General features: G+C 61.7%; 18 protein-coding genes, 1 tRNA gene and 1 pseudogene. 10 read left to right on the forward strand and 10 right to left on the reverse strand.

Annotated elements, in window-relative coordinates:
• Positions 1-346: 346 nt before the first annotated feature.
• From ACEN9O_RS27195 to ACEN9O_RS27215, 5 genes and pseudogenes are all read right to left on the reverse strand, one after another.
• Positions 347-994: an alternative oxidase gene (locus ACEN9O_RS27195; RefSeq protein WP_495614912.1), complete on the reverse strand. Its 648-nt coding sequence runs from the start codon at positions 992-994 to the stop codon at positions 347-349.
• A gap of 281 nt (positions 995-1,275) precedes the next feature.
• A complete protein-coding gene (locus ACEN9O_RS27200; RefSeq protein ID WP_495614913.1) occupies positions 1,276-1,650 on the reverse strand; it encodes a YajD family HNH nuclease in 375 nt (124 codons plus the stop codon).
• A 123-nt stretch (positions 1,651-1,773) separates the two neighbouring features.
• Positions 1,774-2,391 (reverse strand): YdeI/OmpD-associated family protein, encoded by a 618-nt coding sequence (locus tag ACEN9O_RS27205; protein ID WP_495614914.1) that lies wholly within the window; start codon positions 2,389-2,391, stop codon positions 1,774-1,776.
• A gap of 620 nt (positions 2,392-3,011) precedes the next feature.
• Positions 3,012-3,314 (reverse strand): annotated as a pseudogene (locus tag ACEN9O_RS27210) (hypothetical protein); the annotation flags it as partial.
• A 172-nt stretch (positions 3,315-3,486) separates the two neighbouring features.
• The gene (locus ACEN9O_RS27215; RefSeq protein ID WP_495614915.1) at positions 3,487-5,058 is read right to left on the reverse strand and encodes a hypothetical protein; all 1,572 of its coding nucleotides are present in this window, start codon (positions 5,056-5,058) and stop codon (positions 3,487-3,489) included.
• A 128-nt stretch (positions 5,059-5,186) separates the two neighbouring features.
• Between ACEN9O_RS27215 and ACEN9O_RS27220 the strand changes: the two genes are divergently transcribed.
• Positions 5,187-5,384: a hypothetical protein gene (locus ACEN9O_RS27220; protein ID WP_495614916.1), complete on the forward strand. Its 198-nt coding sequence runs from the start codon at positions 5,187-5,189 to the stop codon at positions 5,382-5,384.
• A gap of 234 nt (positions 5,385-5,618) precedes the next feature.
• On the forward strand, positions 5,619-6,008 hold the full coding sequence (locus ACEN9O_RS27225; protein ID WP_495614917.1) for a hypothetical protein: 390 nt from the start codon (positions 5,619-5,621) through the stop codon (positions 6,006-6,008).
• Positions 6,009-6,058: 50 nt separating this feature from the next.
• Here the strand turns inward: ACEN9O_RS27225 and ACEN9O_RS27230 are convergent, their stop codons facing one another.
• On the reverse strand, positions 6,059-6,238 hold the full coding sequence (locus ACEN9O_RS27230) for a hypothetical protein (RefSeq protein WP_495614918.1): 180 nt from the start codon (positions 6,236-6,238) through the stop codon (positions 6,059-6,061).
• A 215-nt stretch (positions 6,239-6,453) separates the two neighbouring features.
• Positions 6,454-6,538 (reverse strand) — tRNA-Leu (locus ACEN9O_RS27235).
• Positions 6,539-6,644: 106 nt separating this feature from the next.
• On the opposite strand from ACEN9O_RS27235, the gene ACEN9O_RS27240 reads away from it, so the two are divergent.
• Together ACEN9O_RS27240 and ACEN9O_RS27245 are read left to right on the forward strand one after the other, a co-directional pair.
• Positions 6,645-8,294, forward strand: a complete 1,650-nt coding sequence (locus ACEN9O_RS27240; protein ID WP_495614919.1) for a mechanosensitive ion channel family protein — start codon at positions 6,645-6,647, stop codon at positions 8,292-8,294.
• A gap of 14 nt (positions 8,295-8,308) precedes the next feature.
• Positions 8,309-9,553, forward strand: a complete 1,245-nt coding sequence (locus ACEN9O_RS27245; protein ID WP_495614920.1) for a hypothetical protein — start codon at positions 8,309-8,311, stop codon at positions 9,551-9,553.
• A 43-nt stretch (positions 9,554-9,596) separates the two neighbouring features.
• Here ACEN9O_RS27245 and ACEN9O_RS27250 read toward each other — a convergent pair whose 3' ends face one another.
• A complete protein-coding gene (locus ACEN9O_RS27250; RefSeq protein WP_495614921.1) occupies positions 9,597-10,862 on the reverse strand; it encodes a voltage-gated chloride channel family protein in 1,266 nt (421 codons plus the stop codon).
• 86 nt (positions 10,863-10,948) lie between these two features.
• On the opposite strand from ACEN9O_RS27250, the gene ACEN9O_RS27255 reads away from it, so the two are divergent.
• Entirely contained in the window at positions 10,949-11,434 is a 486-nt protein-coding gene (locus ACEN9O_RS27255) for a hypothetical protein (protein ID WP_495614922.1), read from the forward strand.
• A gap of 8 nt (positions 11,435-11,442) precedes the next feature.
• Here the strand turns inward: ACEN9O_RS27255 and ACEN9O_RS27260 are convergent, their stop codons facing one another.
• Positions 11,443-11,682, reverse strand: coding sequence for a hypothetical protein (locus tag ACEN9O_RS27260; protein WP_495614923.1), 240 nt, complete (start codon positions 11,680-11,682; stop codon positions 11,443-11,445).
• A gap of 79 nt (positions 11,683-11,761) precedes the next feature.
• Complete coding sequence (locus ACEN9O_RS27265) at positions 11,762-13,204, reverse strand: M20/M25/M40 family metallo-hydrolase (protein WP_495614924.1); 1,443 nt, start codon at positions 13,202-13,204, stop codon at positions 11,762-11,764.
• A gap of 135 nt (positions 13,205-13,339) precedes the next feature.
• Here ACEN9O_RS27265 and ACEN9O_RS27270 point away from each other — a divergent pair, with 135 nt between their 5' ends.
• The 5 genes from ACEN9O_RS27270 to ACEN9O_RS27290 all read left to right on the forward strand — a co-directional run bounded on the left by ACEN9O_RS27270 (position 13,340) and on the right by ACEN9O_RS27290 (position 19,634).
• The gene (locus ACEN9O_RS27270; RefSeq protein ID WP_495614925.1) at positions 13,340-13,870 is read left to right on the forward strand and encodes a GNAT family N-acetyltransferase; all 531 of its coding nucleotides are present in this window, start codon (positions 13,340-13,342) and stop codon (positions 13,868-13,870) included.
• A gap of 151 nt (positions 13,871-14,021) precedes the next feature.
• Positions 14,022-14,447 (forward strand): YMGG-like glycine zipper-containing protein, encoded by a 426-nt coding sequence (locus tag ACEN9O_RS27275; protein ID WP_495614926.1) that lies wholly within the window; start codon positions 14,022-14,024, stop codon positions 14,445-14,447.
• Positions 14,448-14,550: 103 nt separating this feature from the next.
• Entirely contained in the window at positions 14,551-15,588 is a 1,038-nt protein-coding gene (locus ACEN9O_RS27280) for a protein kinase domain-containing protein (protein ID WP_495614927.1), read from the forward strand.
• On the forward strand, positions 15,588-18,053 hold the full coding sequence (locus ACEN9O_RS27285) for an FtsW/RodA/SpoVE family cell cycle protein (protein ID WP_495614928.1): 2,466 nt from the start codon (positions 15,588-15,590) through the stop codon (positions 18,051-18,053). Before ACEN9O_RS27280 ends, ACEN9O_RS27285 begins: the two co-directional genes overlap by 1 nt.
• Positions 18,054-18,056: 3 nt before the next feature.
• On the forward strand, positions 18,057-19,634 hold the full coding sequence (locus ACEN9O_RS27290; RefSeq protein WP_495614929.1) for a hypothetical protein: 1,578 nt from the start codon (positions 18,057-18,059) through the stop codon (positions 19,632-19,634).
• Positions 19,635-19,639 lie beyond the last annotated feature (5 nt).

Consider the following 19,639-nt stretch of genomic DNA (forward strand, 5'->3'; position numbering starts at 1 on the left):
ACTCTTGTCCGACGGAGATTGCGCCGATTTCGAAGTGCGCGCCGCGGCATATATTGCAGTCGCCGCCAACTTCGTTTGCACACGCTCCCCGATTTGCCGGCAGCGAAAAAAGTGATAGCTTAATTTTGTGAAAAACCCTCGCAAAAATGCCGGGCTGACGTAACCTCACGGTTTGAGCGATCACGGGCGATACCCGTAGCAGTGGACCACGGCTAAAAGGCGTGACAGCCCAGGACAGAAGCGTTGATTCCGTAGCGTGATGCGTCATGATTTGATCCTCAGAGTCGATTACCCCGCATCGGCACCGCGTTCAGTCGTGGCACCTGTAGCAGGAAGGCTATTTTCCTCAAATCGCTTGATGCACTTCCACGGAATTGAGCGTATCCGCAAATTCGTGATTCACGTCGCGATGTCCCATCTCGTCCTGGCGCACAGCAAGCACCACATCACGCAGGCGGGCATCTGCAGGCAGTTTCCAATACGAGATGGCGATATCGGGTGCCGGTACGTTTCCCACGCGACCAGCATCGATTTCGGCCAGATACAGCGTGTAGCTGATAACCGCTTGTTCTTCAAAATAGCCGACCAAACGATGGGCGGTACGTGGCGAGGCCAGATACAGCGAGAAGAACGCGATAAAGAACAAGGCCTGGACAGTGAGAATGACGAAGCGTTCGAACCAGTTTGGTTTAGCAATCTGCACAAAGGTCATCAGGTGCATGCGTTCGTTCTCGGCTTCGTCCAGCAAAGTGCGTATCCAACCTTGGTCCTCAACCATCCAGCGCAGGCAGCGTAAGTGAACCAGCATCCCGCCGACCATGCCCGGCACGGCAGCCACGGTTTCCAGGACAATCGCGCGGTTGCCGTAGCGTTTAGCGAAAAAGGTGTCAGCAAAAAAACGCAGCGCAAGTGTGATTCCCAGTGCTAAACGATCTGAAAAATTACGGGCTGCGCGGTGTTCGGCCATCGTGTGAGTGTCGTTAAGTGCTTTCATGTCATGCTCCCAGTATTTGATTAAACGTTCTTCGAACAGCTGTAATCGGCCGGATCACAAACATGTATTCAGAGTACTCCTTTAAATTCTCAAGGTCAAGAAGACAGCAGAAATATTGAATCGCTCATGCAGGCATAGACGCAAGAGCAAGTGGGATGAACTATCGATGCCCCTGCACGAAAGGATTGTAAAAATTTTAATATGATGCAGGGTGATTCCCGGTCCGAGTTTCCTTTTCACGCAAATCGTTTAAGACGATGTGCCGTCCGCATCACCCTGATTTATTCTTTCTTTTTCATCAAACCGGCCAATGAGGCAAATGGATTATGCGTTGCCGGCGCGACCTCGGCCGATTTCAGACTTAGTCCCCGGTCGGCCTCGAGATAACGCGAGTGTTCGTTATCGCGGCAGTAAAGGCACAGCAATTCCCAGTTGCTGCCGTCAGGCGGATTGTTGTCGTGATTGTGGTCACGATGGTGCACTGTAAGTTGCGACACATTCGTGTGCGTGAATTCGCGCATGCAGCGCCCACACACCCACGGATACATTTTCAGCGAGCGCTCGCGATAGCCCAGCTCGCGCTGGTCGGCCGCGCGCCGTGCGTCGGCCACAATTTTGTCCAGCCGCGCGGCGTCCGGTTTTTTCCCAACGGTCATGCTAATTTCCTTTACTTGCTGTTAGATATTGGGCGGCAGCGCCCACCATCGACTGCTTGAGTCTCCAGCCGATCTGCACTTGGCCGCTTGCGTTCGTCATCGCGATGAGTCGCCCTTTATTGCTTATGTCGCGTCCTGGTCAGCCTTGCTCCGCTTCTTCGCCATGACCGGATGAAGCGTCTCATGCCGAGCCAGCATGGCTGCGTACTCCTGAGCCTTGCGTAGTTTGGTCTCAGGCTTGATTGCCGTCTGAACCCTGAACAACACTGCATAGCGGCTTTGCGAATTGAGAGTGGCGAAAAATTCGGCTGCCCCAGGGTGGTCAGCGAATGCAGTATGAAGTTCGGGCGGCACGCTCGCCATGCTAGCCGATTCGTATGCCGCATCCCATCGACCATCTTTTTTTGCTCGCTCGATTTCAGCCAAGCCGCTCGGCTGCATCTTACCCTCCTCAATATACCTAAGCACTTTCTCGCGGTTGACCTTGGACCATAGACTGCGTGGGCGACGCGGTGTCCAGCGCTGCAAATAGTGATGGGCGTCGAGCGAGCGCTTCTGGCCGTCAATCCACCCGAAGCATAGCGCAACTTCCAAGGCCTCTTGATAGCTTACGCTAGGGACCAGGGCCCCTTTTTTTGAGTGCTGCAGCCACACCCCGTCAGAGCCGTCGTGGTGGGTAGCAAGCCAATGCGCAAACGCTCCCTGGGATGGGAACAGCATCATCTCAACATCTGCTGCCATTGAATCACTCCGATCTTTTTTAGTCAGGCTTCCGTGTCTGCCGCATCTAGCCGTCAGTTCCTGGCCGGACCTGGTCTACGGGGGCAGCATAGCAGCTTGGCCGTACGAAAAAAACACAAATTGTCACCGCAAATCTATCTCTTCCTACCGCGAAGCGCAACGGCATAAGTTGAGCAGGAACCGCTGGGTCAAACAACATGGTGTAATCGAATTTGGCAAGTGTTTCTGGCCACCACCAGTTACCAGGGGCCATGGAGTGTGCCTCGCACACCTTGTCGGGCAGCACGCCTCCAGTAACGACGCGCGATTTGCGCCGCAGACTATGGCGGCGTATCGACATGCACGCGGCGGCAGATCGCCGCGTGAGGTGGGGACGGTGCATGAACCCGCACGATGTGACGCGCATCGTCCTCAGGGGAAGGATGCCTCAAGGGCGAAGCCAATCTAAAAAAAACGGATGGAATGACTTCAAGGTAGAGCCCGCCGCCATCGAAGAGCTTGTAAGCCCGTTCCCGGGGCTTGGTCTTCTTGGATCAATGGCGCCGCCTTCCCGCTCCATTGATCTACCGTCTTACCACACGATTTTAGGCGGGCGACTAGTTTGGGGCTGGCCGCGCGCATCAACTCAGAAGTTCTGCTGAAGATACTCCATTACACGCGATACCCAGCGGCATAGCAAGCGCAGACAGAGCGTCGACAGCCGCACCAACCCTATGCAAGTGCCCGGCGTGCACCAGATATTTCAAACGCCCTCCTCTTATCCCTTCATTTCTAGCCTGCTCGGAAAGTTGTCGATAGTAGTTTGCCTCAGCTTCGGCCGGCGGTATATAGCCAAGCGGTTCGAGTAAGCGATGATGATTGAACCAGGTCACCCATTCCAGCGTCGCCAGTTCGACGGCTTCACGCGTCTTCCAGGGAGCGCGGTCGTACTCGCTGCCGGCCTCTTGGACCATGCGCACGGCGCGTTCCATCACTTCGGGGGAATATCAGACTGATTTCTTCATGGTGACTCCATTCTCTCAAATGTTGGAGCCTCCTTCAAACCCGGGGCGATTCACATCCATAAGACGGGGATCATGAGACTTGCTCAGCAATTTATTTGCGGCGCTCGACGCGACGCCATCCCATGATCAACCCCAGACCTGCCAGTGTCAGCATCAGCATGCTTGGTTCAGGCACGTTGGCTGGCATGGCGATCAGCTCCAGCTCGACATCGCAACTGCCACCGACACCACATACGTCCAGCATTTTCGACGTGTAGCCGGTCATATTGCCGGCGATGCTGTAGTTGGACGGATCGAAGCCGACAATGCCAGCGCTGGCATGGAGAAGATCAAATGTGTACAGCGCGTCGGTCAAACCGAAATTGAGCGCAAAGTTGAAGTTTGCGTGTGGGTCCAGCGTCATCGGGCCGGTGACGTCGAGCTTGCTGGAATTACCTGGCCCGGCGAGCAAGATGTTAAGCTTACCAGCGAAATCGACGGTGCCCACCAATGCCAGTGTACCCGCCGCCGCTGCGCTGCCGGGGGCCACCGTGACGCCAGCGCCGATCGTGATCGACGGTGAGGTGATCGCGCCCGCGCCGTTGAGCAAGCCTCCGGTGATGTTGACTCTGCCCTGCTTCATCGTGCCGTCGACCGAGGTCGAGCCGGCGGTCTGGTTGAATCTGCCGCTGAACGAGTTGAGGGCGCTGACTTGCCCGCCCGCGCTGACGGTGAAAGAGCCGGAGTTGTTCAACGTGCCGGTGTTGTCCAGCGCGCCGGCGTTGTTCAGTTTGCCGGTGTTGTTCAGCACGCTGGAGTTGGTCAGCTTGCCGCCGGAATGGTTGTTCAGCGTGCCGACGTTTTTCAGCGTGGAATAGTTGTCCAGTCTGCCGCCGGAATAGGTATTCAGCGTGCCGAAGTTGTTTTGGGTATGGCCAGCCAAGTTACCGAGCTTGGCGTAGTTATTCAGCGTGCCGCTCCGGCCCAGGATCACCGTGCCCGCAGGGTAAGCCCCAAAATCGAAGTTTGTATTGAGCTCGATGACGCCATTGTTATTGATCGTGCCATTGGCGAAAAGATAGTGGCTTCCCTTCGCTAGAATAAGCGTCCCGGCGTTGTCCAGCTGGCCAATGTTGGTCAGTGTGCCGCCGGAATGGTTGTTCAGCGTGCCGCTGTTGAACAGCGTGCCGCCGCGATACGCCTCACCGTTGGTCAGCACGCCGTAATTGTTCAGGGTACCTTGATTGTGCAGCATGCCGGCGTTGAACAGCACGCGGTTGTTGTTCAGGGTGCCGCCGGAAAAGTTGTACAACGTGCCGGCGTTGTCCAGTTTGCCGTCATTTGTCAATACGCCGCTATTGGACAGACTGCCGGTGCCGTCGTTGCCCAGCATGCCGCGGGAAAGGTTGTCCAGTGTGCCGTTATTGGTCAGCGTGCCGCTAATTTCACAACGCACGTTATTGGTGGCATTGCTCCCCTTCAGTATTGTTGTGGAGACGACGGGACAATGCAAGCTTCCCGCGTGCGCCTGCATGGCGGTTGCGGAAAGGCCCAGCATCAGGCTCAGCGGGATGACCTTGCGTTTGGCCGCGTGCTTTTTTTGCAGCAGGTGTTGAATGAGCGCGCTTGGTTTAAAACCGTTGCCTTGGCTTTCGCAGCGCGTTGCGGGTCTTGTCGTTTTCATCAAATCTTTCCTTGAATTGTTAGCATCGTCTCGAACGACTTGCTTGAAAAGAAAGCTCAATGCGAAAGAGCAGCTAACGTTCCCAAAGAGCAAGTGCCGCGAATCATCCTCAGTACCATGCTACGTTGATGTTAAAATTTTTACAAGTCTTCGCGCAAATGATCGTGTTGCCCGTCGTGACACTGGCGGCGGAGTACCTGCTGACCGTACTGGAAATTCGCCTGCTCAAATGGCGTCCGGTCCAGTTCGTTGAGCAGAGATCTGAATTCAGCTACGCCTCCGCCCGACAAATCTCCACATGGCCGAAGGCAGCCCTGGTCAATTGAGGAACTACCCGTCGTTGGCCGCGACATCGCTGTCCGGCCCGCGAGCCACCTACCGAAGAAACACGGTAGACAAGGGAACACGTCAAAACGGTGGCGACTTGGGGTCCGCCCCTTGCGGTTGGTGCAACTAGACAATTTCACCGCACCATTGACACTGCGCATCGAACATGGATATTCTGCACTTCCGATTTGCCGGGTTTCCCCAACAGTAGTTCTTACAGAAAGAGGTATTAAATGGATGCGCAGGAACTCATCTCGGAATTTCTATCGTCTGAACATGGAGCACAAGCGAGCCAGGCACTGGCAGCACACGGTATCAATACAGACGACGCCCAGCAGATGTTGAGCCAGGCCGTTGATGTGACGCACGCCCATGTCCAGGAGCAATCCGAAGCTTCCGGAGAAGAACATACTGGCCGGAATTTTTTTGCAGGTTTCGCGGCTGGATTGGTCCGAGGTGACGGTTTCTTTAAATCGCTGCTGGACGGCGGCGAGGGTATCCTGTCCGGCAAGGTGACTGCGGCATTAGCCGAGCGCATGGGCATCGATCCAGGCACGGCATCCACCGTCGCGGCCGCAGGGACACCGTACATCACCGCATTCCTAAAAGAAAAGCTCGCCTGAGCAAGCGTCGCGCACGTCAGCATCGCAAGGCATTGCTGACGTCCCATCCTTTATTTCGTGCAGGCCTTCCCGTGGTCAGCACGGTAGCCTTTTGCTTTAGCATCCGCCTCGGTCTTGAGCCAGCCTGAAAGCTGGAAGGCGTATGGATCGATTGCGCTAGCGGATTGGCGTTCCGCATAGGCAGGTTCGGTGATTTCCGAGCGCAGAAAGCGCCGGACGGTGCGTGCCACGTATCGCAACGGCAGCACGCCATCCCTTACCTGTTTTGCTAAAGCTAGCCATGGCTGCCGAGTGTGTAAATCGTGTGTGAATTTTGTGTAAAGCGTAGCAGAAAACAGTGTTTTTTAATGGCGTTTTGTCGGGAATGGCGCAAAGCAAAAAACGCCATAAACCCTTGATTTACAAGGCTTTATGGCGTTTTATGATCTTTATCAAAAAAGCGGACTGGTGCTCCGAGCCGGAATCGAACCGGCACGCCTTGCGGCGGGAGATTTTAAGTCTCCAGTGTCTACCAATTTCACCATCGGAGCGACAGAGCCCGTGATTATGCCACGAACCGGGCGTAACTGCCATACCGGCAACTGTCAAATCCGATAACATGGCATCATTGGCAATATCTAGTTCTCAAGGATAGCCATGCCCCTTTTACGCCGCCTGCTCGTCGCAATGCTGTTGATGATGCTCCACTGCCTGGCCTCCTCCGCCGACTCCCCGCCCGCCCCGCCACCCGGCACGCCCGCCGCCGCAACCGCTCCGGCCAAACTGGTCTTCGCCAACCGCACCATCTTCGTTTTCCGCTCCGTGCTGACCGGCTATCCGCCGGAGGAACGCGCCGAGGGCGCGCGCAAGCGGCTGGAGGCGGCGCTGGCCCGCAACGGTCCGCAGCAGCCCGGCATCCGTGCGATCAGCGAAGGCACGCAGGTGACGCTGGATGGCGCCCTGTTGTTCCTGGTCACGCCGGCCGACATCAACCCGCTGGCCGGCGACACCGCCGACAGCGTCGCCAGCGAAAGCGCGGCAACACTTGGCAAGGCCCTGCTGGAACGCCGCGAACAGGCCAGCCCGCGCTACCTGCTGATCGCGGCGGCCCTGTGCGTGGCTGCCACGCTGGCATACGGCCTGATCCTGCACGGCCTGCGCATGATGCACCGCTGGGTGGGCAAGCGTTCGACCCAGGTCATCAGCCGCCGCCTCGGCCAGGTCAAACTCAAGAACGTGCGCATCCTCGACGCCGAGCACTACGTGGCCTTCATGCGCCAGCTGGTCAACCTACTAATCTGGGGCCTGCGCCTGATGGCGACCTATCTGTGGCTGGCCTTCGTGATGGGTAAAATCCCCTACTCGCGCAGCTGGGGCGAGCGCCTGCAAGACTACTTGATCGACATCGCCGCCAGTGTCGCCCAAGGCATCATCGAAGCGCTGCCTGGCCTGGTGCTGGTGGCCGTCATCGCCGCTATCGCGCGGCTGGTGATGCTGACCGTCGGCTCGGTGTTCCAGCGCGTGGAAAGCGGTGAGCTGCAAATCGCCTGGCTCGACCGCGACACTGCCACGCCTACGCGCCGCATCCTGAACGTGGTGATCTGGCTGTTCGCACTGGCGATGGCCTACCCTTACCTACCCGGCGCGCACACGGCGGCGTTCCAGGGCGTGTCGGTGCTGGTGGGCCTGATGGTGTCGATCGGCGCTTCCAGCATCGTCGGCCAGGGCGCCAGCGGTTTGATCCTTATGTACGCACGATCGCTGCGCAAAGGCGAGTACGTACGCATCGGCGAGTCGGAGGGCACCGTGGTCGAACTGGGCATGTTCGAGACGCGCCTGCGCACCGGCCTCGGAGAAGAGATCACCATGCCCAACGCCTGGGTACTGTCCAACACCACCAAGAACTATTCGCGCGCGCATGCCGGCACCGGTTTTGTGCTCGACACCACCGTCACCATCGGCTACGACACACCATGGCGCCAGGTGCATGCGATGCTGGAACTGGCGGCCGCCAGGACCGGGGACATCGCCGCCACACCCAAGCCCTATGTGATGCAGATCGGGCTGTCGGATTTTTACGTTGAATACCGGCTGGTGGCCTACGCCACCGTGGAAACGCCACGCCGCCGCGCCGAAGTGCTGAATCAGCTGCACCAGTACATCGTCGATGTGTTCAACGAGTTCGGCGTGCAGATCACGTCGCCGCATTTCACGCAAGAGCCGGCCACGCTGCATGTGATCCCGAAAGAGAACTGGCACCCGGCGCCAGCCGTCGCGCCAGCCGATGTCGAAACAATGATCAAATGACCCGGAGAATTCCAATGCCCGCAAAACCGTGGAAGGCGCGCAAGGACGCAAAAGTCGAGAAGATAGAATACTGGGTAGTCGACTATTTTAAAAAAAATCCGATTATCTGCACTAGCTCATCGCTGACGCTGATCGGATTGATGTGCATATTTGCGTATCACAGTCACATCGAATATGCTCCGGCGTTCGACTTAAAGTCGCTGGCCAGCATAGTCTTCTCGTCTGCCTATGTAGGGCTGTCGCTGTTCATCGCCTGTAGTATTGTGATTTTCGTTCCGGCCATAATCATCGGCGCCTGGTTCATTCCCGCCGCAGAGAAAAACCCGGTCGATGTCAGAACCCGCATCGCCAAGTTCTTTTTCATGGCAGGCCTGGGCTTCTATGGCTTATGCCTCTTCATTTTCCTCAGCGTGTTCGTCGATTTACCCGCCCACGATCTGTTCGTACTTATTGCGCTTTGCCTGACCACCTACTTGCTATTAAAAAAAGTCTTCTCGAAGCTGCAGGCCTACATCGGGCAGGCATATGCCAACAACAAACCCGAAAATTGGCGCAATTGGACTGCCGCCCGCGCATGGACTTTCGTCGGTTCAGTTTGGACGCCGTGGTTTAAGGAAAACGCCATCGTCGTAAAAACCGCATCGGCCATGTCATTTGTCTGCCTGATGCAGATATTACCCCTGCAAACCTATTGGTTATTCATGCGCGACGCTCCCCAGTTAGACGACAACCACATCAATTGGCCTGCCGTCCTACAGCAAGTGTTTTTTGTCGGCGTCATCATCCAGGCAATCGGCGCATACGTCATAACCTCGTGGCGCGACGTGGCCATGCGGCCCGTTCACAAGCTCTACTCGACAGTAGCGTGCTTGTGCACCCCATTGTTGATTACTTTTTTTGGCGGGAACGCGCCGTTTTTACCAGCCACTATCGCACACATACTTAAAATCGGAAATTTCGCGACGATCGAGATCACGTTGACGCCGGCCGGCTGCGCTGTGGTCGCGGATCAAGCGGGTAGCCCTTGTGATAAGGATCCAGCAAAGAAAAACAAGATCTACGGCGCTTACGTCATGTCGCGCATCGGAACCGAAACCTATTTGAAAATAGCAGGTTCAGATCCGAAGAGAGCGAAGAACAACGTATTCTCGCGTGACATCTGCATACCGTCCAAGGAGATCGTTGGGCTGGAGATGGACCTCTCCAAGCGTTACTACAACGTGCGGGCCATACAGAAATCCTTCCAGCCCAAGAGCTGATGGTTGATGGTCCGCACCCACGCCAGCCTGCATGGATGGTGATTTATCTGGATGACGGCGGCTCGCGGTCGCGCGCCACCGGCGGCAGGCGGTGCTTGAGGGTGCCGACCTTCTGTGCGCGGTAGATGCCGGTGTGGCCGGAGAACAGATAGGCCACCACGCAGGTCAGCGCCGCGTAAGGCCCGATCTGCGGGCCGAATAATTCGATCGCCATGATGGTCGACGCCAGCGGCGTGTTGGCGGCGCCCGCGAACACCGCGACAAAACCTATCCCCGCCAGCATCGCGAACGGCAGATGCAGCAGCGGCGCCAGCGCGTTGCCCAGCGTCGCGCCGATGTAGAACAACGGCGTGACCTCGCCGCCCTTGAATCCGCTGCCCAGCGAGGCCACGGTGAACGCGAACTTGCCAAGGAAGTCCCACGGCGCCAACGGCTGCTGAAACGCTTCGACGATCACCGGGATGCCGAGACCGATGTAGCGCGTGCCGATCATCCATACCGCCAGCGCCACCAGCACGCCGCCGATCAGGGGACGCAGCGGCGCATACGCCACGTGGCGCTTCATGAAGGCCGATGCGGCATGCGTGGATTTGGCGAACAACATGCCGGTCAAGCCGAACACCATGCCGGCTGCCAGCACGGCGGCCACGCTCCAGAAGCCGATCGCGACGACGCCGCTCATCGCGTAATGGGTGTGATGCACGCCCCAGGCCATGCCCACCTGGTCAGCGACGATGGCGGCCACCATGCAGGGGAAGATGGCGTCGTAGCGCAGGCGGCCGATGGCCAGCACTTCCAGTCCGAAGATGGCGCCGGCCAGCGGCGTGCCGAACACGGAAGCGAAACCGGCGCTGATGCCGGCCATGAGCAGGATGCGCCGCTCGGCGTGGCGCAGGCGGAACACGTGGGTGAGCTGGTCGGCCAACGTGCCGCCCATCTGCACGGCCGTGCCTTCGCGGCCGACCGAGGCGCCGAATAAATGCGAGATCACGGTGCCGATCAGCACCAGCGGCGCCATGCGCAGCGGGACGACATTCTTGGGGTCGTGGATTTCGTCGATCAGCAGGTTGTTGCCGGCTTCGACGCTACGGCCGAGTTTCAGGTACACCCAGCCGACCGCGAAGCCGGCCAGCGGCAGCAGCCAGATGATCCAGGCGTGCGTTTCGCGCCAGGCGGTGGCGCGGTCCAGCGCGAACAGAAAGAGGGCCGAGGCGGTCCCGCTCAGCAGCGCGATCAGGCCCGCGATGAAGGTCCATTTGCCGATATACGGCAGCAAGGCGATTTGTTCTGGGTAGCGGCGTGATTTCATCTGACTTGCATACTAGCAAATTCATCAGATGGCGGCAATCTGGCTTCCAAGGTGAACCAAATCCAAACCCAGCAGGTCTAACATCCATGGAAGAGCGTATCGCAAAACTTGAGGCTATATCCGACAGCACCGTTGCGGCGGTCGCTGCGCTGAGGACTGACATGAACGATCGATTCAAGCTGGTCGACACACAACTGGCCGAGCTGCGCCGGCAAAAAGTCGAGACTGACGTTATTTTAGCCAGGCTCGACTCGCAGGCAAACCAGATCGCCGATCTTCGGCTATACATAGACCAACGGTTTACCCTGAACCAGGAGGAAACAAACCTGCGCTTCAACCAAGTAGACCTGCGCTTCAACCAAGTGGACCTGCGCTTCAACAAAGTAGACCTGCGTTTAGATCAAGTCGAAAAGCATCTCGAAGACCTTGATCGACAGATGGCAGAGCAAGCCGCCCAGATCAAGGAACTCCGGGCTGAATTCCGCTACATCACCCGCTGGATCATGGGCAGCCAGTTTGCCATCGTGCTATTCCTGCTGGGCCTGGCCGCAAAGATTTTTAACCCGTCCTGAGCGCCGCCTCACGCCAGCCGCACCAGCGGGTTGGCGATGATGTTGTCGATCTGGCGGATCGCCTCGTCGCAGGCGGCGGCGATGGCCTCGTCCTCGGTGTCGCGCATGAACTGCATGGTGGCGCCTTCGAACACTTCCACCCCATCCACGCCGGCGCGCTCGATGTCGCAGCTGGCGGTCCAGCGGCGGTCGGTGGTCGGCAGCGCGGTCGGCACGATCTCCCAGCCCTTGTAATGAATCTTGTCCATGACACTCTCCTCGATAAGCAAACAGACTATCACGAAGCGCCAGCCGCGCCGCGCACGGATGCGCCGCGCGCCTGCCTGATCAGTCCTCGCTGTCCTGGTGCGCGGTGCGGCCGATCGGCTGCTCCATATTCGCCAGGAACCAGCTCAGCGACGTCATCACCGCCACATGGCGCTTCAGCTCCAGCGGGCTGACCTTGTCCAGCGTATCGGCCGGCGTGTGGTGGTAATTGAAGTAGGCCGACGAATCGACCATCGGCTCGAACACCGGCACGCCCGCGTGTTCCATCGGGCCGGTGTCGGTCGGGCCGGTGATGTCGCGGCGCTCGAACTGGCCCGCGCCGATCGGCGCCAGCGCATCCTTCAGCGGCGCGAAGTACTTCACCATCGGCGGGGTCACGCTGCCGATAAAGCCGAACGGACGGCCACCACCGCTGTCGGACTCGATGGCGGCGAAGTGCTTATCCAGCTTGCCCTTGTTCGCCTCGAAGTAGGTCTTGCCGCCGTGGGTGCCGTTCTCCTCGTTCATCCACGCGATCACGCGGATGGTGCGGCGCGGATGCAGGTCCAGCTTCTTCAGCGTCGCAATCACGCCCATGGCGCCGGCCACGCCGGTGCCGTCGTCGTTGGCGCCGGTGGCCAGGTCCCACGAATCGAGGTGGCCGGAGACGATCACCACTTCATCGGCCTTGTCGCTGCCCGGCCAGTCGGCGATGACGTTGAAGCTGTCGGCATCCGGCAGGGTTTGCGGGGTCAGCGTCAGGTGCATCTTGACCGGGCCGCGCGCCATCAGGCGGTCCAGCAACAGCACGTCCTCGGTGGTGATGGCGGCGGCCGGGATGCGCGCGCCGTCGACCAGGCCGGTCACGCCGGTATGCGGAATGCGGAAGTTGGCGCCGCCGACCGAACGCACCAGCGCCGCCGCCGCGCCCAGCTCCGCCGCCATCTTCGGACCGATATAGCGGAAGCCCGCGCCCGGACCGTAGGCCGCGCCGGCGTGGCCGCGATCGGCCAGCTCCTGGTCGAACGGCACGTCCATCAGCACGATGCTGCCCTTGACCTGGGCCGCCTTGGCTTTCAGTTCCTCCAGGCTGCGCACCACCAGCACCGGCGCGGTCACGCCGGCGGCGGGCGTGGCGCCCGAACCACCCAGCGCCGTCAGCACGATCTTCTGCGTGATGCCGGCCGGACGGCCGTTGTAGTCGACCAGTTCCGCCGTCTCCACGCCGCGCACCCAGTGCGGCACCTTCACCGGCTGCAGCGTGACCTTGGCGCCCAGCTTGCGCATGGCGGCCGCCACCTGCTCCACCGCTGCCGCGGCGCCCGGAGAGCCGGACAGGCGCGGTCCGACCAGATCGGTCAGGTCGGCCAGGCGCTCGTAGGCCCAGTCGTCCTTCATCGCGCTGTCGCGGATCTGGGCCAGCGTGGCCGGATCGTTGGCAGGAGCGGCAATGGCGCCGGCGCTCAACAAGGCGCCGGCAAGGACGGTCAGGGACAACGGGGATTTGAAGAAGGCGGATTTCATGCGTTTCCTATGGATGTGTGGGTGAGTTACAAAAACGATCTAAACGATAACCTATCGTGAAGATCTTGTCATCAATGTTGATTTGTTATGGCCGTTGCACTACCATGAATCTTCAACCATGCGAAGGAAGCGCCTATGCTCAAGGGTTCACTCTGCACCGTGCGCCATCTGCTGACCGCCGACCTGAACGCCTTCATCGCGCTGGTCAACGACCTGCCGTCGCGCGGCGACTACTTCTCGACCCACTTCAAGTCGCCGGAAACGATGCGCAAGGAGTTCATGCAAAACAGCTTCGTCACCGACGACAGCGAGCTGTTTGTGATCGAGGACAGCTTGCACCACATCGTCGGTGTCATCACGCACTTCAAAAGCCGCACGCCGGTCACGCGCGAAATCGGTTACCGCCTGTTCGACCCCAAGCTGGCGGGACGCGGTTACGTGACCGAGGCATGCCGCATGCTGGTCGATTACCTGTTCAAGGTCCACCAGTTCCACCGGCTGGAACTGCTGACCGCACCGGAGAACGTGGCCTCGATCCGCGTGGCGCAAAAATGCGGCTTCAGCGCCGAAGGCACGCTGCGCCAGAGCTTTTTTATCAATGGCCGCTACCAGGATGTGCAGGTTTTCAGCCTGCTGCGCCCCGAATGGGAAGCTTTCAGGGACTGAATGGGGCCAAGGGCCAAATGTTACAAGGCATTACCGGAGCGGCCGGTTTGTAAGCATGTGTATAAGACGTGGCGTATTCCCCTTCAGGCTTTATAGTGGAGTCACTGGCCGACGTATCATTCCGATCCGGGCCACAGCAAGGGGAAATACCATGTTGAACAAAAAATTTCTGGGTGTAGCGTTACTGGCCGCAGCAGCAGTATCGTCGTCGGCCTACGCAGGCGACCGTGAATTCAACACGGTCGCCGGTGCTGTGGTAGGCGCAGCAGTCGGCCACAGCGCCGGCGGCCGCGATGGCGCCATCGTCGGCGGCCTGGTTGGCGCGGCGGTGGGCAACAGCATCAACACCAATGACCGCTACTACGGCCGCGGCGACCGCTACGTCGAGACCCGGGTGTACACGCAGCCTGCCCCGGTCTACTACGAGCCGGCTCCGGTCTACTACGCTCCGGCGCCACGCTACTATGCCCCGCCTCCACGCGTGGTGTACGTTGAACCGGCCCGCCCTTACTACCGCGAGTATCGCGAGGAACGCTGGGAACACCGCCATCATCATTACGATCGCTGGGAACGTTAAGCTTCCAGCCCAGTACCGAAGCCGCCAGCCTGCACCCAGGCTGGCGGTTTTTTTTCGTCTCCCCCCGCTAGCCCTGCGTAACGGCGCGGGCCGAGGGGAAATCATGACGACAACAGAGGCAATCATCGCTTTGGAATTGGGGCACTACCGGCTGCGCGAGCAGATCGGCGGATCGGCCTACGGCATCATCTGGCGCGCCAGCGGGCCGCCGGCCACGCGCGATGTGGCCATCAAATTCATCAACCGCGAGCAGATGGCACGCGCCCTGCCCGCCCAGCGCGACCGCTGGATCGCCAGCGCGAACAATGAAATCGGCTTCCTGCAATCGCTGGAGCCGTGGGACGAACGCCACATCGTGCGCCTGCTCGACAGCGGCTGGCACGAAGGCTTGCCGGTGCTGGCGCTGGAGCTGATGGCGACGGACCTGGGCAAGCACATGATCGCGCTCAGGGGCCGTGGCGAGTCGATCCCGCTGCCACGGATACTCAACTGGATAGCACAGATCAACCAGGCGCTGGCCAAGGTGCACCAATACGGCTGGCGTTACCTGGACCTGAAACCGGCCAACGTGCTGCTGGACTGGGGACTCGGTACCGTCAAGCTGGCCGATTTCGGCACCAACCGCCAGCTGGGCAGCCTGCAAGCTCACTCGTATGCCGGCACCGCCAATTGGCAGGCGCCGGAACAGTTCTTCCCGGCCGACGGCGGCGGCTATGCCACCGGCCCGCGCAGCGACTATTTCTCGCTGGGCGCGATGTTCTACTTCCTGGCCACCAACGGCTTGCCGCTGCGCTTTTGCAGCGACTGCGGACAGGCCTATCGCGAGCACCACACCGCCGGCGCCGATCTGCTGCGCAGCATGCACGGCGGCGCGATTCCGGCGGCGCTGCACGCCGAGGAAGAAGCGCGCTTCGCCGCCGCGATTCCGGCGCCGGCGCGCGATGCGGCGCTGGACCTGCTGCGCGCGCTGCTGCACCTCGACCCGGCACAACGTCCGCGCCATGCGATCCAGATCAGCCGCATGCTGCACGCCATCCAGGGCGTCAAGCCACAGCGCGGCACGCTGGATCCCGTCGACCCCGTCCACAGCATGAATCGCCCAACGGCCGACAACCGTTGGCGTCATATTCAGGGGGCATGATGGCTATCTCGCTACGCCTTTTCGCCACATCGGCCGCCCGCCCATCCACCGCGCGCCGCGCCACGTTCGACCGACGAGGCTTCGGCGACATCTGCGCAGCCATTGCCCGCTCGGCCGCCAGCAATACCGGCCTTGCCGTCACCCTCACGCTGCTGGCCGCCCTATGCGGCTTGCAGGCACTGGCCCTGCTGCGCGCGCCGGCCGCATGGCTGCCAGCCGCCATCACCATCAAGCTGGCGCCTGGCGAAGCAATCTCGCTGGGCCAGCACGAATTGGCGGCGCCGCAGTCGGACCGCAACCACCTGTCCCTGCGCCGCGACGCGCAGGACGGGTGGACGTTGCGCAACCTGAGCGCGACCCGGCAAGTGATACTGCTGCGCGACGGCAGCGAACAGCGCATGGGCAGCACACCGCTGATCGCCGGCCAGCGCTTCCAGATCGACTATGCCTTGTTCGACGTGCAGGCCGCCGATTCCGGCAGCGTCACCTTCGCCCGCGACGGCCACGAATGGCGCTACGACGGCGCAGTGCTGTATCGCGATGGTCACCAGCAGGCCAACTGCCCGGAGTCGCATGTCGCATCCAGGCTGCTATCGCTATGGAACCGCGCCATGCCGGGCATGCTGACCGTCTCGCGCCCGCTGTCCTTCGGCGGCAACCTGTATTGCGACAATCGCCTCGGACTGGCGCAAGTGACGCCCGGCGCGGCCCAGATCGCGCGCAGCAACGGCGGCCTTCAACTCACGGCCGGCAATCCCGATGGCGACCGTGCCGCGGTGCTGGTGCACAGCGCCGGCTCGCAGACCGACCTGCGCAAGCAGCAGGCCTCGCTGGCTGATGTGAAAGCGATTGTGGTCGGCCATACCCGCTTCCAGCTCGACGCCGACGGCGGCCAACTCACGCTGCGCCCCAGCCGCCACGTCAAGCTGTTCGGCGCGCCGGATCTGAAACTGCCGGATCACGTCAGCTGGCACTGGCAGCAGCGCGCGCTGTGGGACGGTGGACTATCCTGGGCCTTCTGCGCCGGCCTCGCAGTCAGCCTGGCCTGCATGGTGGCGAGCCTGGCACTGGGCGCGCACTCCAACCGCCGCGCCGGTGCCGATGCCGGTGCCAGCATCGCCATGCTGCTGGCCACCACCGGTGTGCTGGCCTGCGGCACCGCCGCACTGGCCGCGCAGCGCGCGGGGTTTGCACCAAGCGCCGCCAGCTCGATGCTGCTGGCCGCCTGCGCGCTGCTGCTGTGGCTCGCACTGCCCGGCCGTCTCACGCTGCTAACCGCCGCAGGCGTCGTGCTGCTGGCCGCCGGCCTGCTGTCGCAACTGGAGCTGGGCCTGGGCGCGCCCGAATCCTCCTGGCTGCGCTACTATCAAAAAAGCGCAGCCATGCTGGCGATAGGCGCCGGTCTTGGCGGCCTGCTGCGCCTTTGGGCACAGCGCCAGGCCGCACGCGGCGCCCACCTTCAGCAGCGCAGCATCGAGTTGCTGCTCGCGCTGTTCGCCGGCGTGGCGCTGGCCGCGCTGGCCGCGCAAGTGCTGTGGGGCGACGAACAAGGCGTCTTCGATCTGCAACCGGTGGAGCTGGCCAAGCTCGCCCTCACCGCCCTCACCGCACACTGCCTGGCGCTGCGCTTTAACTGGCACGCCGGCCCGCAAAAACTGTCCGAGCACGGCGCCCGCTGGCTGCAGCTGATCGCGCCCGCGCTGCTGTTCCTGGCATTGCTGGGGCTCTCGCTGGTGCAGGTCGACGACTTCTCGCCGCTGATCCTGCTGCTCATATGGAGCACCATCATGGCCTTCGCCTACGCGCTGGCCGCGCGCAACCGCAAGCTGGCGGCGGCGCTGGCCGGCGTGGTGCTGACGGCCGCCGGCGCCATCGTCTACCTGCGCTGCGTCGGCACCGACGACCTGATACGCTGGGGCTTCTACGCCGACCGCTTCCTGGTCTGGCTCAATCCCGCCGAACATCCGCACACCGGACAGCAGCTGCTGCTGGGCGCGCGCGCCATCGGCGACGGCGGCTGGCTGGGCGCCGACCACTGGCTCGGCCTGCGCTCGCTCGGCATGGCGGCCGGCGGCGCGGTGCAGATCCCCGCCGTGCAGGATGATTTCGCCGCCTCGTTCTTCCTCAACCGCCATGGCTTGATCGGCGGCCTGCTGCTGTGGGTGGCGCAAGCCGCTTTCCTGACCGGTATCGCCTACACGGCCGCCCGCGCCTGCCAGGCCGGCGCCACGGCGCGCGACTTCCGCCACGCCTGGTCGGGCCGCTTCCGCTACTTCATGCTGTGCGGCGACGGCGCCTTCGTGCTGGGCCACTTCCTGCTGTCCTGGGGCACCAACCTTTCCATCTTCCCCATCATGGGCCAGCCCATGAGCTTCCTCTCGGCCGGCGGCAGCCACCTGCTGTTTTTCCTTTGCCCCCTGCTAGCGTTTAGTGCCATCAGCGCGCAATCCTCAGAAGGAGAATGAATCATGCCGATCTACGTACAACACGAAGTCCTGGGCCGCATTCCGGACGTCTTCAACGCCGAGGCGATCTGGCAGGCGCCAGGGCTGGCGCTGTTCTCGCGCCGTCCGCTGCTGCGCGACCTGCTCGAGCGCAGCCCGCGCGAGCACAGGGGCCGCGCCGCCACGCGCTGCTTCTCCCATGTGACGCTGATGCTGCCGCAAGAAGAGGTCGACGACGACTACCACCTGACCCGCGGCGCCCGCGCGCGCGACCTGGCGCAGACGCTGACGGCGCTGCACCAGAAGGACTTCGGCGATCTGCTGGGCGGCGACCAGGTGCGGTACGACGTGATCGGCACCTCGTCGCTGGCGCCGGGCGAGATCGAGGTCAAGTTCGGCCACGCCGTGTACCTGCCGGGGGCCGACGAGAAAATCCTCTACAACGTCAGCGTTTCGCGCGACAGCGCGATCTGGCATCCGGTGTGCCCGCTCTATCCCAACCAGCGCCTGGCCTTGATCGGCGGCGAAGGCGGCGAAGCGAGTTTCGTCGCCAGCGGCTGGCCGTTCGGCCCCGACGGCGCTATCCTCATCATCAACGATGGCCCGGATGCGCCGCCCGTCGTGCAGATGCGCCCCAAGGACGCCTTCGAATGCCGCTTCGATCCGCGCAGCGGTTACCACACCATCAAGTCCCTGCGCGAAGCGCCGGGTGGCAGCCCGCGCCTGATGCTCAAGATCGGCCGTACCGGCGCCGCCGCACCGCGTCCGCAGCCCAGTGCGGCCGCCGAGTCCATCAGCATCAACCCCGTGGCCACCGCCGCCGCCATCGCCGGCAAGCCGGCGGTCTGGCAAAGCCGCGCCAATGGCGGCGCAACGCCGGAGATGACGGCGATCCCGGTCAGCCACAAGCCGGCCAACAACGCCGGCGAAAGCGACGCCACCTATGCGCCGATCTCGCAGCAGCGCGTCAGCCTGGTGGCTTTGGCCATGCCGCGCCTGAGCCGCTACCGCGACACCGGCGCGCAGGCGATGGAACTGCCGTTCAATCGCGCGCTGGCCTTGTCAGCGGACGGGCCGGCGGCCATCAGCTTCGTGGTCGACGCCTCCGATGAACTGTACGCCTGCACCGCCGAAGGCCGGCAGCGCATCACCGCGCCGGCCACTTTCACGCCGGTCGATACGCAGGCGATCCGCGTGCTGGCGGCCGCGCCGCAAATGGCGGACCGCTACCGTGCCATGATCTGCCTGGCGCAGCCGGTCGGTGCGGCGGTGGCGAGCGGTGCGCGCTTCAGCTTTGGCCGCAACTCGCCGATGCTGGCGGCGTTGCGCCTGCTCGATTCGCCGCGCTTCCTCAGGCGCGCCAACGGCGCCAACACCGCCAGCGCCGACCGCATCGGCCTGTCGCGCGACGCCTTCAGCTTCGAGGCGACGGCGCAGGGCTACAAGATCAGCCGCCTCAGCGCCTCGCAGGCCTTGTACCACCTGGACGACAGGCTGGAATTCGTCACCAGCATCGGCAACGCCGACAGCGACGCGCCCTACCTGCTGCCCAATGGTCATCACTTGGTGGCGGGCCATTATGTGCTGCGCTTCGACGCCTGAACGGA

The organism is Duganella sp. Dugasp78, assembly GCF_059491455.1.

Bases quoted from the DNA above. Each gene is read 5' to 3' on its own strand.
- ACEN9O_RS27225 (WP_495614917.1), top strand. From the start codon at position 5,619: ATGGATGCGCAGGAACTCATCTCGGAATTTCTATCGTCTGAACATGGA.
- ACEN9O_RS27255 (WP_495614922.1), top strand. From the start codon at position 10,949: ATGGAAGAGCGTATCGCAAAACTTGAGGCTATATCCGACAGCACCGTT.
- ACEN9O_RS27205 (WP_495614914.1), bottom strand. From the start codon at position 2,391: ATGGCAGCAGATGTTGAGATGATGCTGTTCCCATCCCAGGGAGCGTTT.
- ACEN9O_RS27280 (WP_495614927.1), top strand. From the start codon at position 14,551: ATGACGACAACAGAGGCAATCATCGCTTTGGAATTGGGGCACTACCGG.
- ACEN9O_RS27195 (WP_495614912.1), bottom strand. From the start codon at position 994: ATGAAAGCACTTAACGACACTCACACGATGGCCGAACACCGCGCAGCC.
- ACEN9O_RS27200 (WP_495614913.1), bottom strand. From the start codon at position 1,650: ATGACCGTTGGGAAAAAACCGGACGCCGCGCGGCTGGACAAAATTGTG.
- ACEN9O_RS27215 (WP_495614915.1), bottom strand. From the start codon at position 5,058: ATGAAAACGACAAGACCCGCAACGCGCTGCGAAAGCCAAGGCAACGGT.
- ACEN9O_RS27265 (WP_495614924.1), bottom strand. From the start codon at position 13,204: ATGAAATCCGCCTTCTTCAAATCCCCGTTGTCCCTGACCGTCCTTGCC.
- ACEN9O_RS27245 (WP_495614920.1), top strand. From the start codon at position 8,309: ATGCCCGCAAAACCGTGGAAGGCGCGCAAGGACGCAAAAGTCGAGAAG.
- ACEN9O_RS27240 (WP_495614919.1), top strand. From the start codon at position 6,645: ATGCCCCTTTTACGCCGCCTGCTCGTCGCAATGCTGTTGATGATGCTC.
- ACEN9O_RS27290 (WP_495614929.1), top strand. From the start codon at position 18,057: ATGCCGATCTACGTACAACACGAAGTCCTGGGCCGCATTCCGGACGTC.
- ACEN9O_RS27250 (WP_495614921.1), bottom strand. From the start codon at position 10,862: ATGAAATCACGCCGCTACCCAGAACAAATCGCCTTGCTGCCGTATATC.
- ACEN9O_RS27275 (WP_495614926.1), top strand. From the start codon at position 14,022: ATGTTGAACAAAAAATTTCTGGGTGTAGCGTTACTGGCCGCAGCAGCA.
- ACEN9O_RS27220 (WP_495614916.1), top strand. From the start codon at position 5,187: ATGTTAAAATTTTTACAAGTCTTCGCGCAAATGATCGTGTTGCCCGTC.
- ACEN9O_RS27270 (WP_495614925.1), top strand. From the start codon at position 13,340: ATGCTCAAGGGTTCACTCTGCACCGTGCGCCATCTGCTGACCGCCGAC.
- ACEN9O_RS27285 (WP_495614928.1), top strand. From the start codon at position 15,588: ATGGCTATCTCGCTACGCCTTTTCGCCACATCGGCCGCCCGCCCATCC.
- ACEN9O_RS27260 (WP_495614923.1), bottom strand. From the start codon at position 11,682: ATGGACAAGATTCATTACAAGGGCTGGGAGATCGTGCCGACCGCGCTG.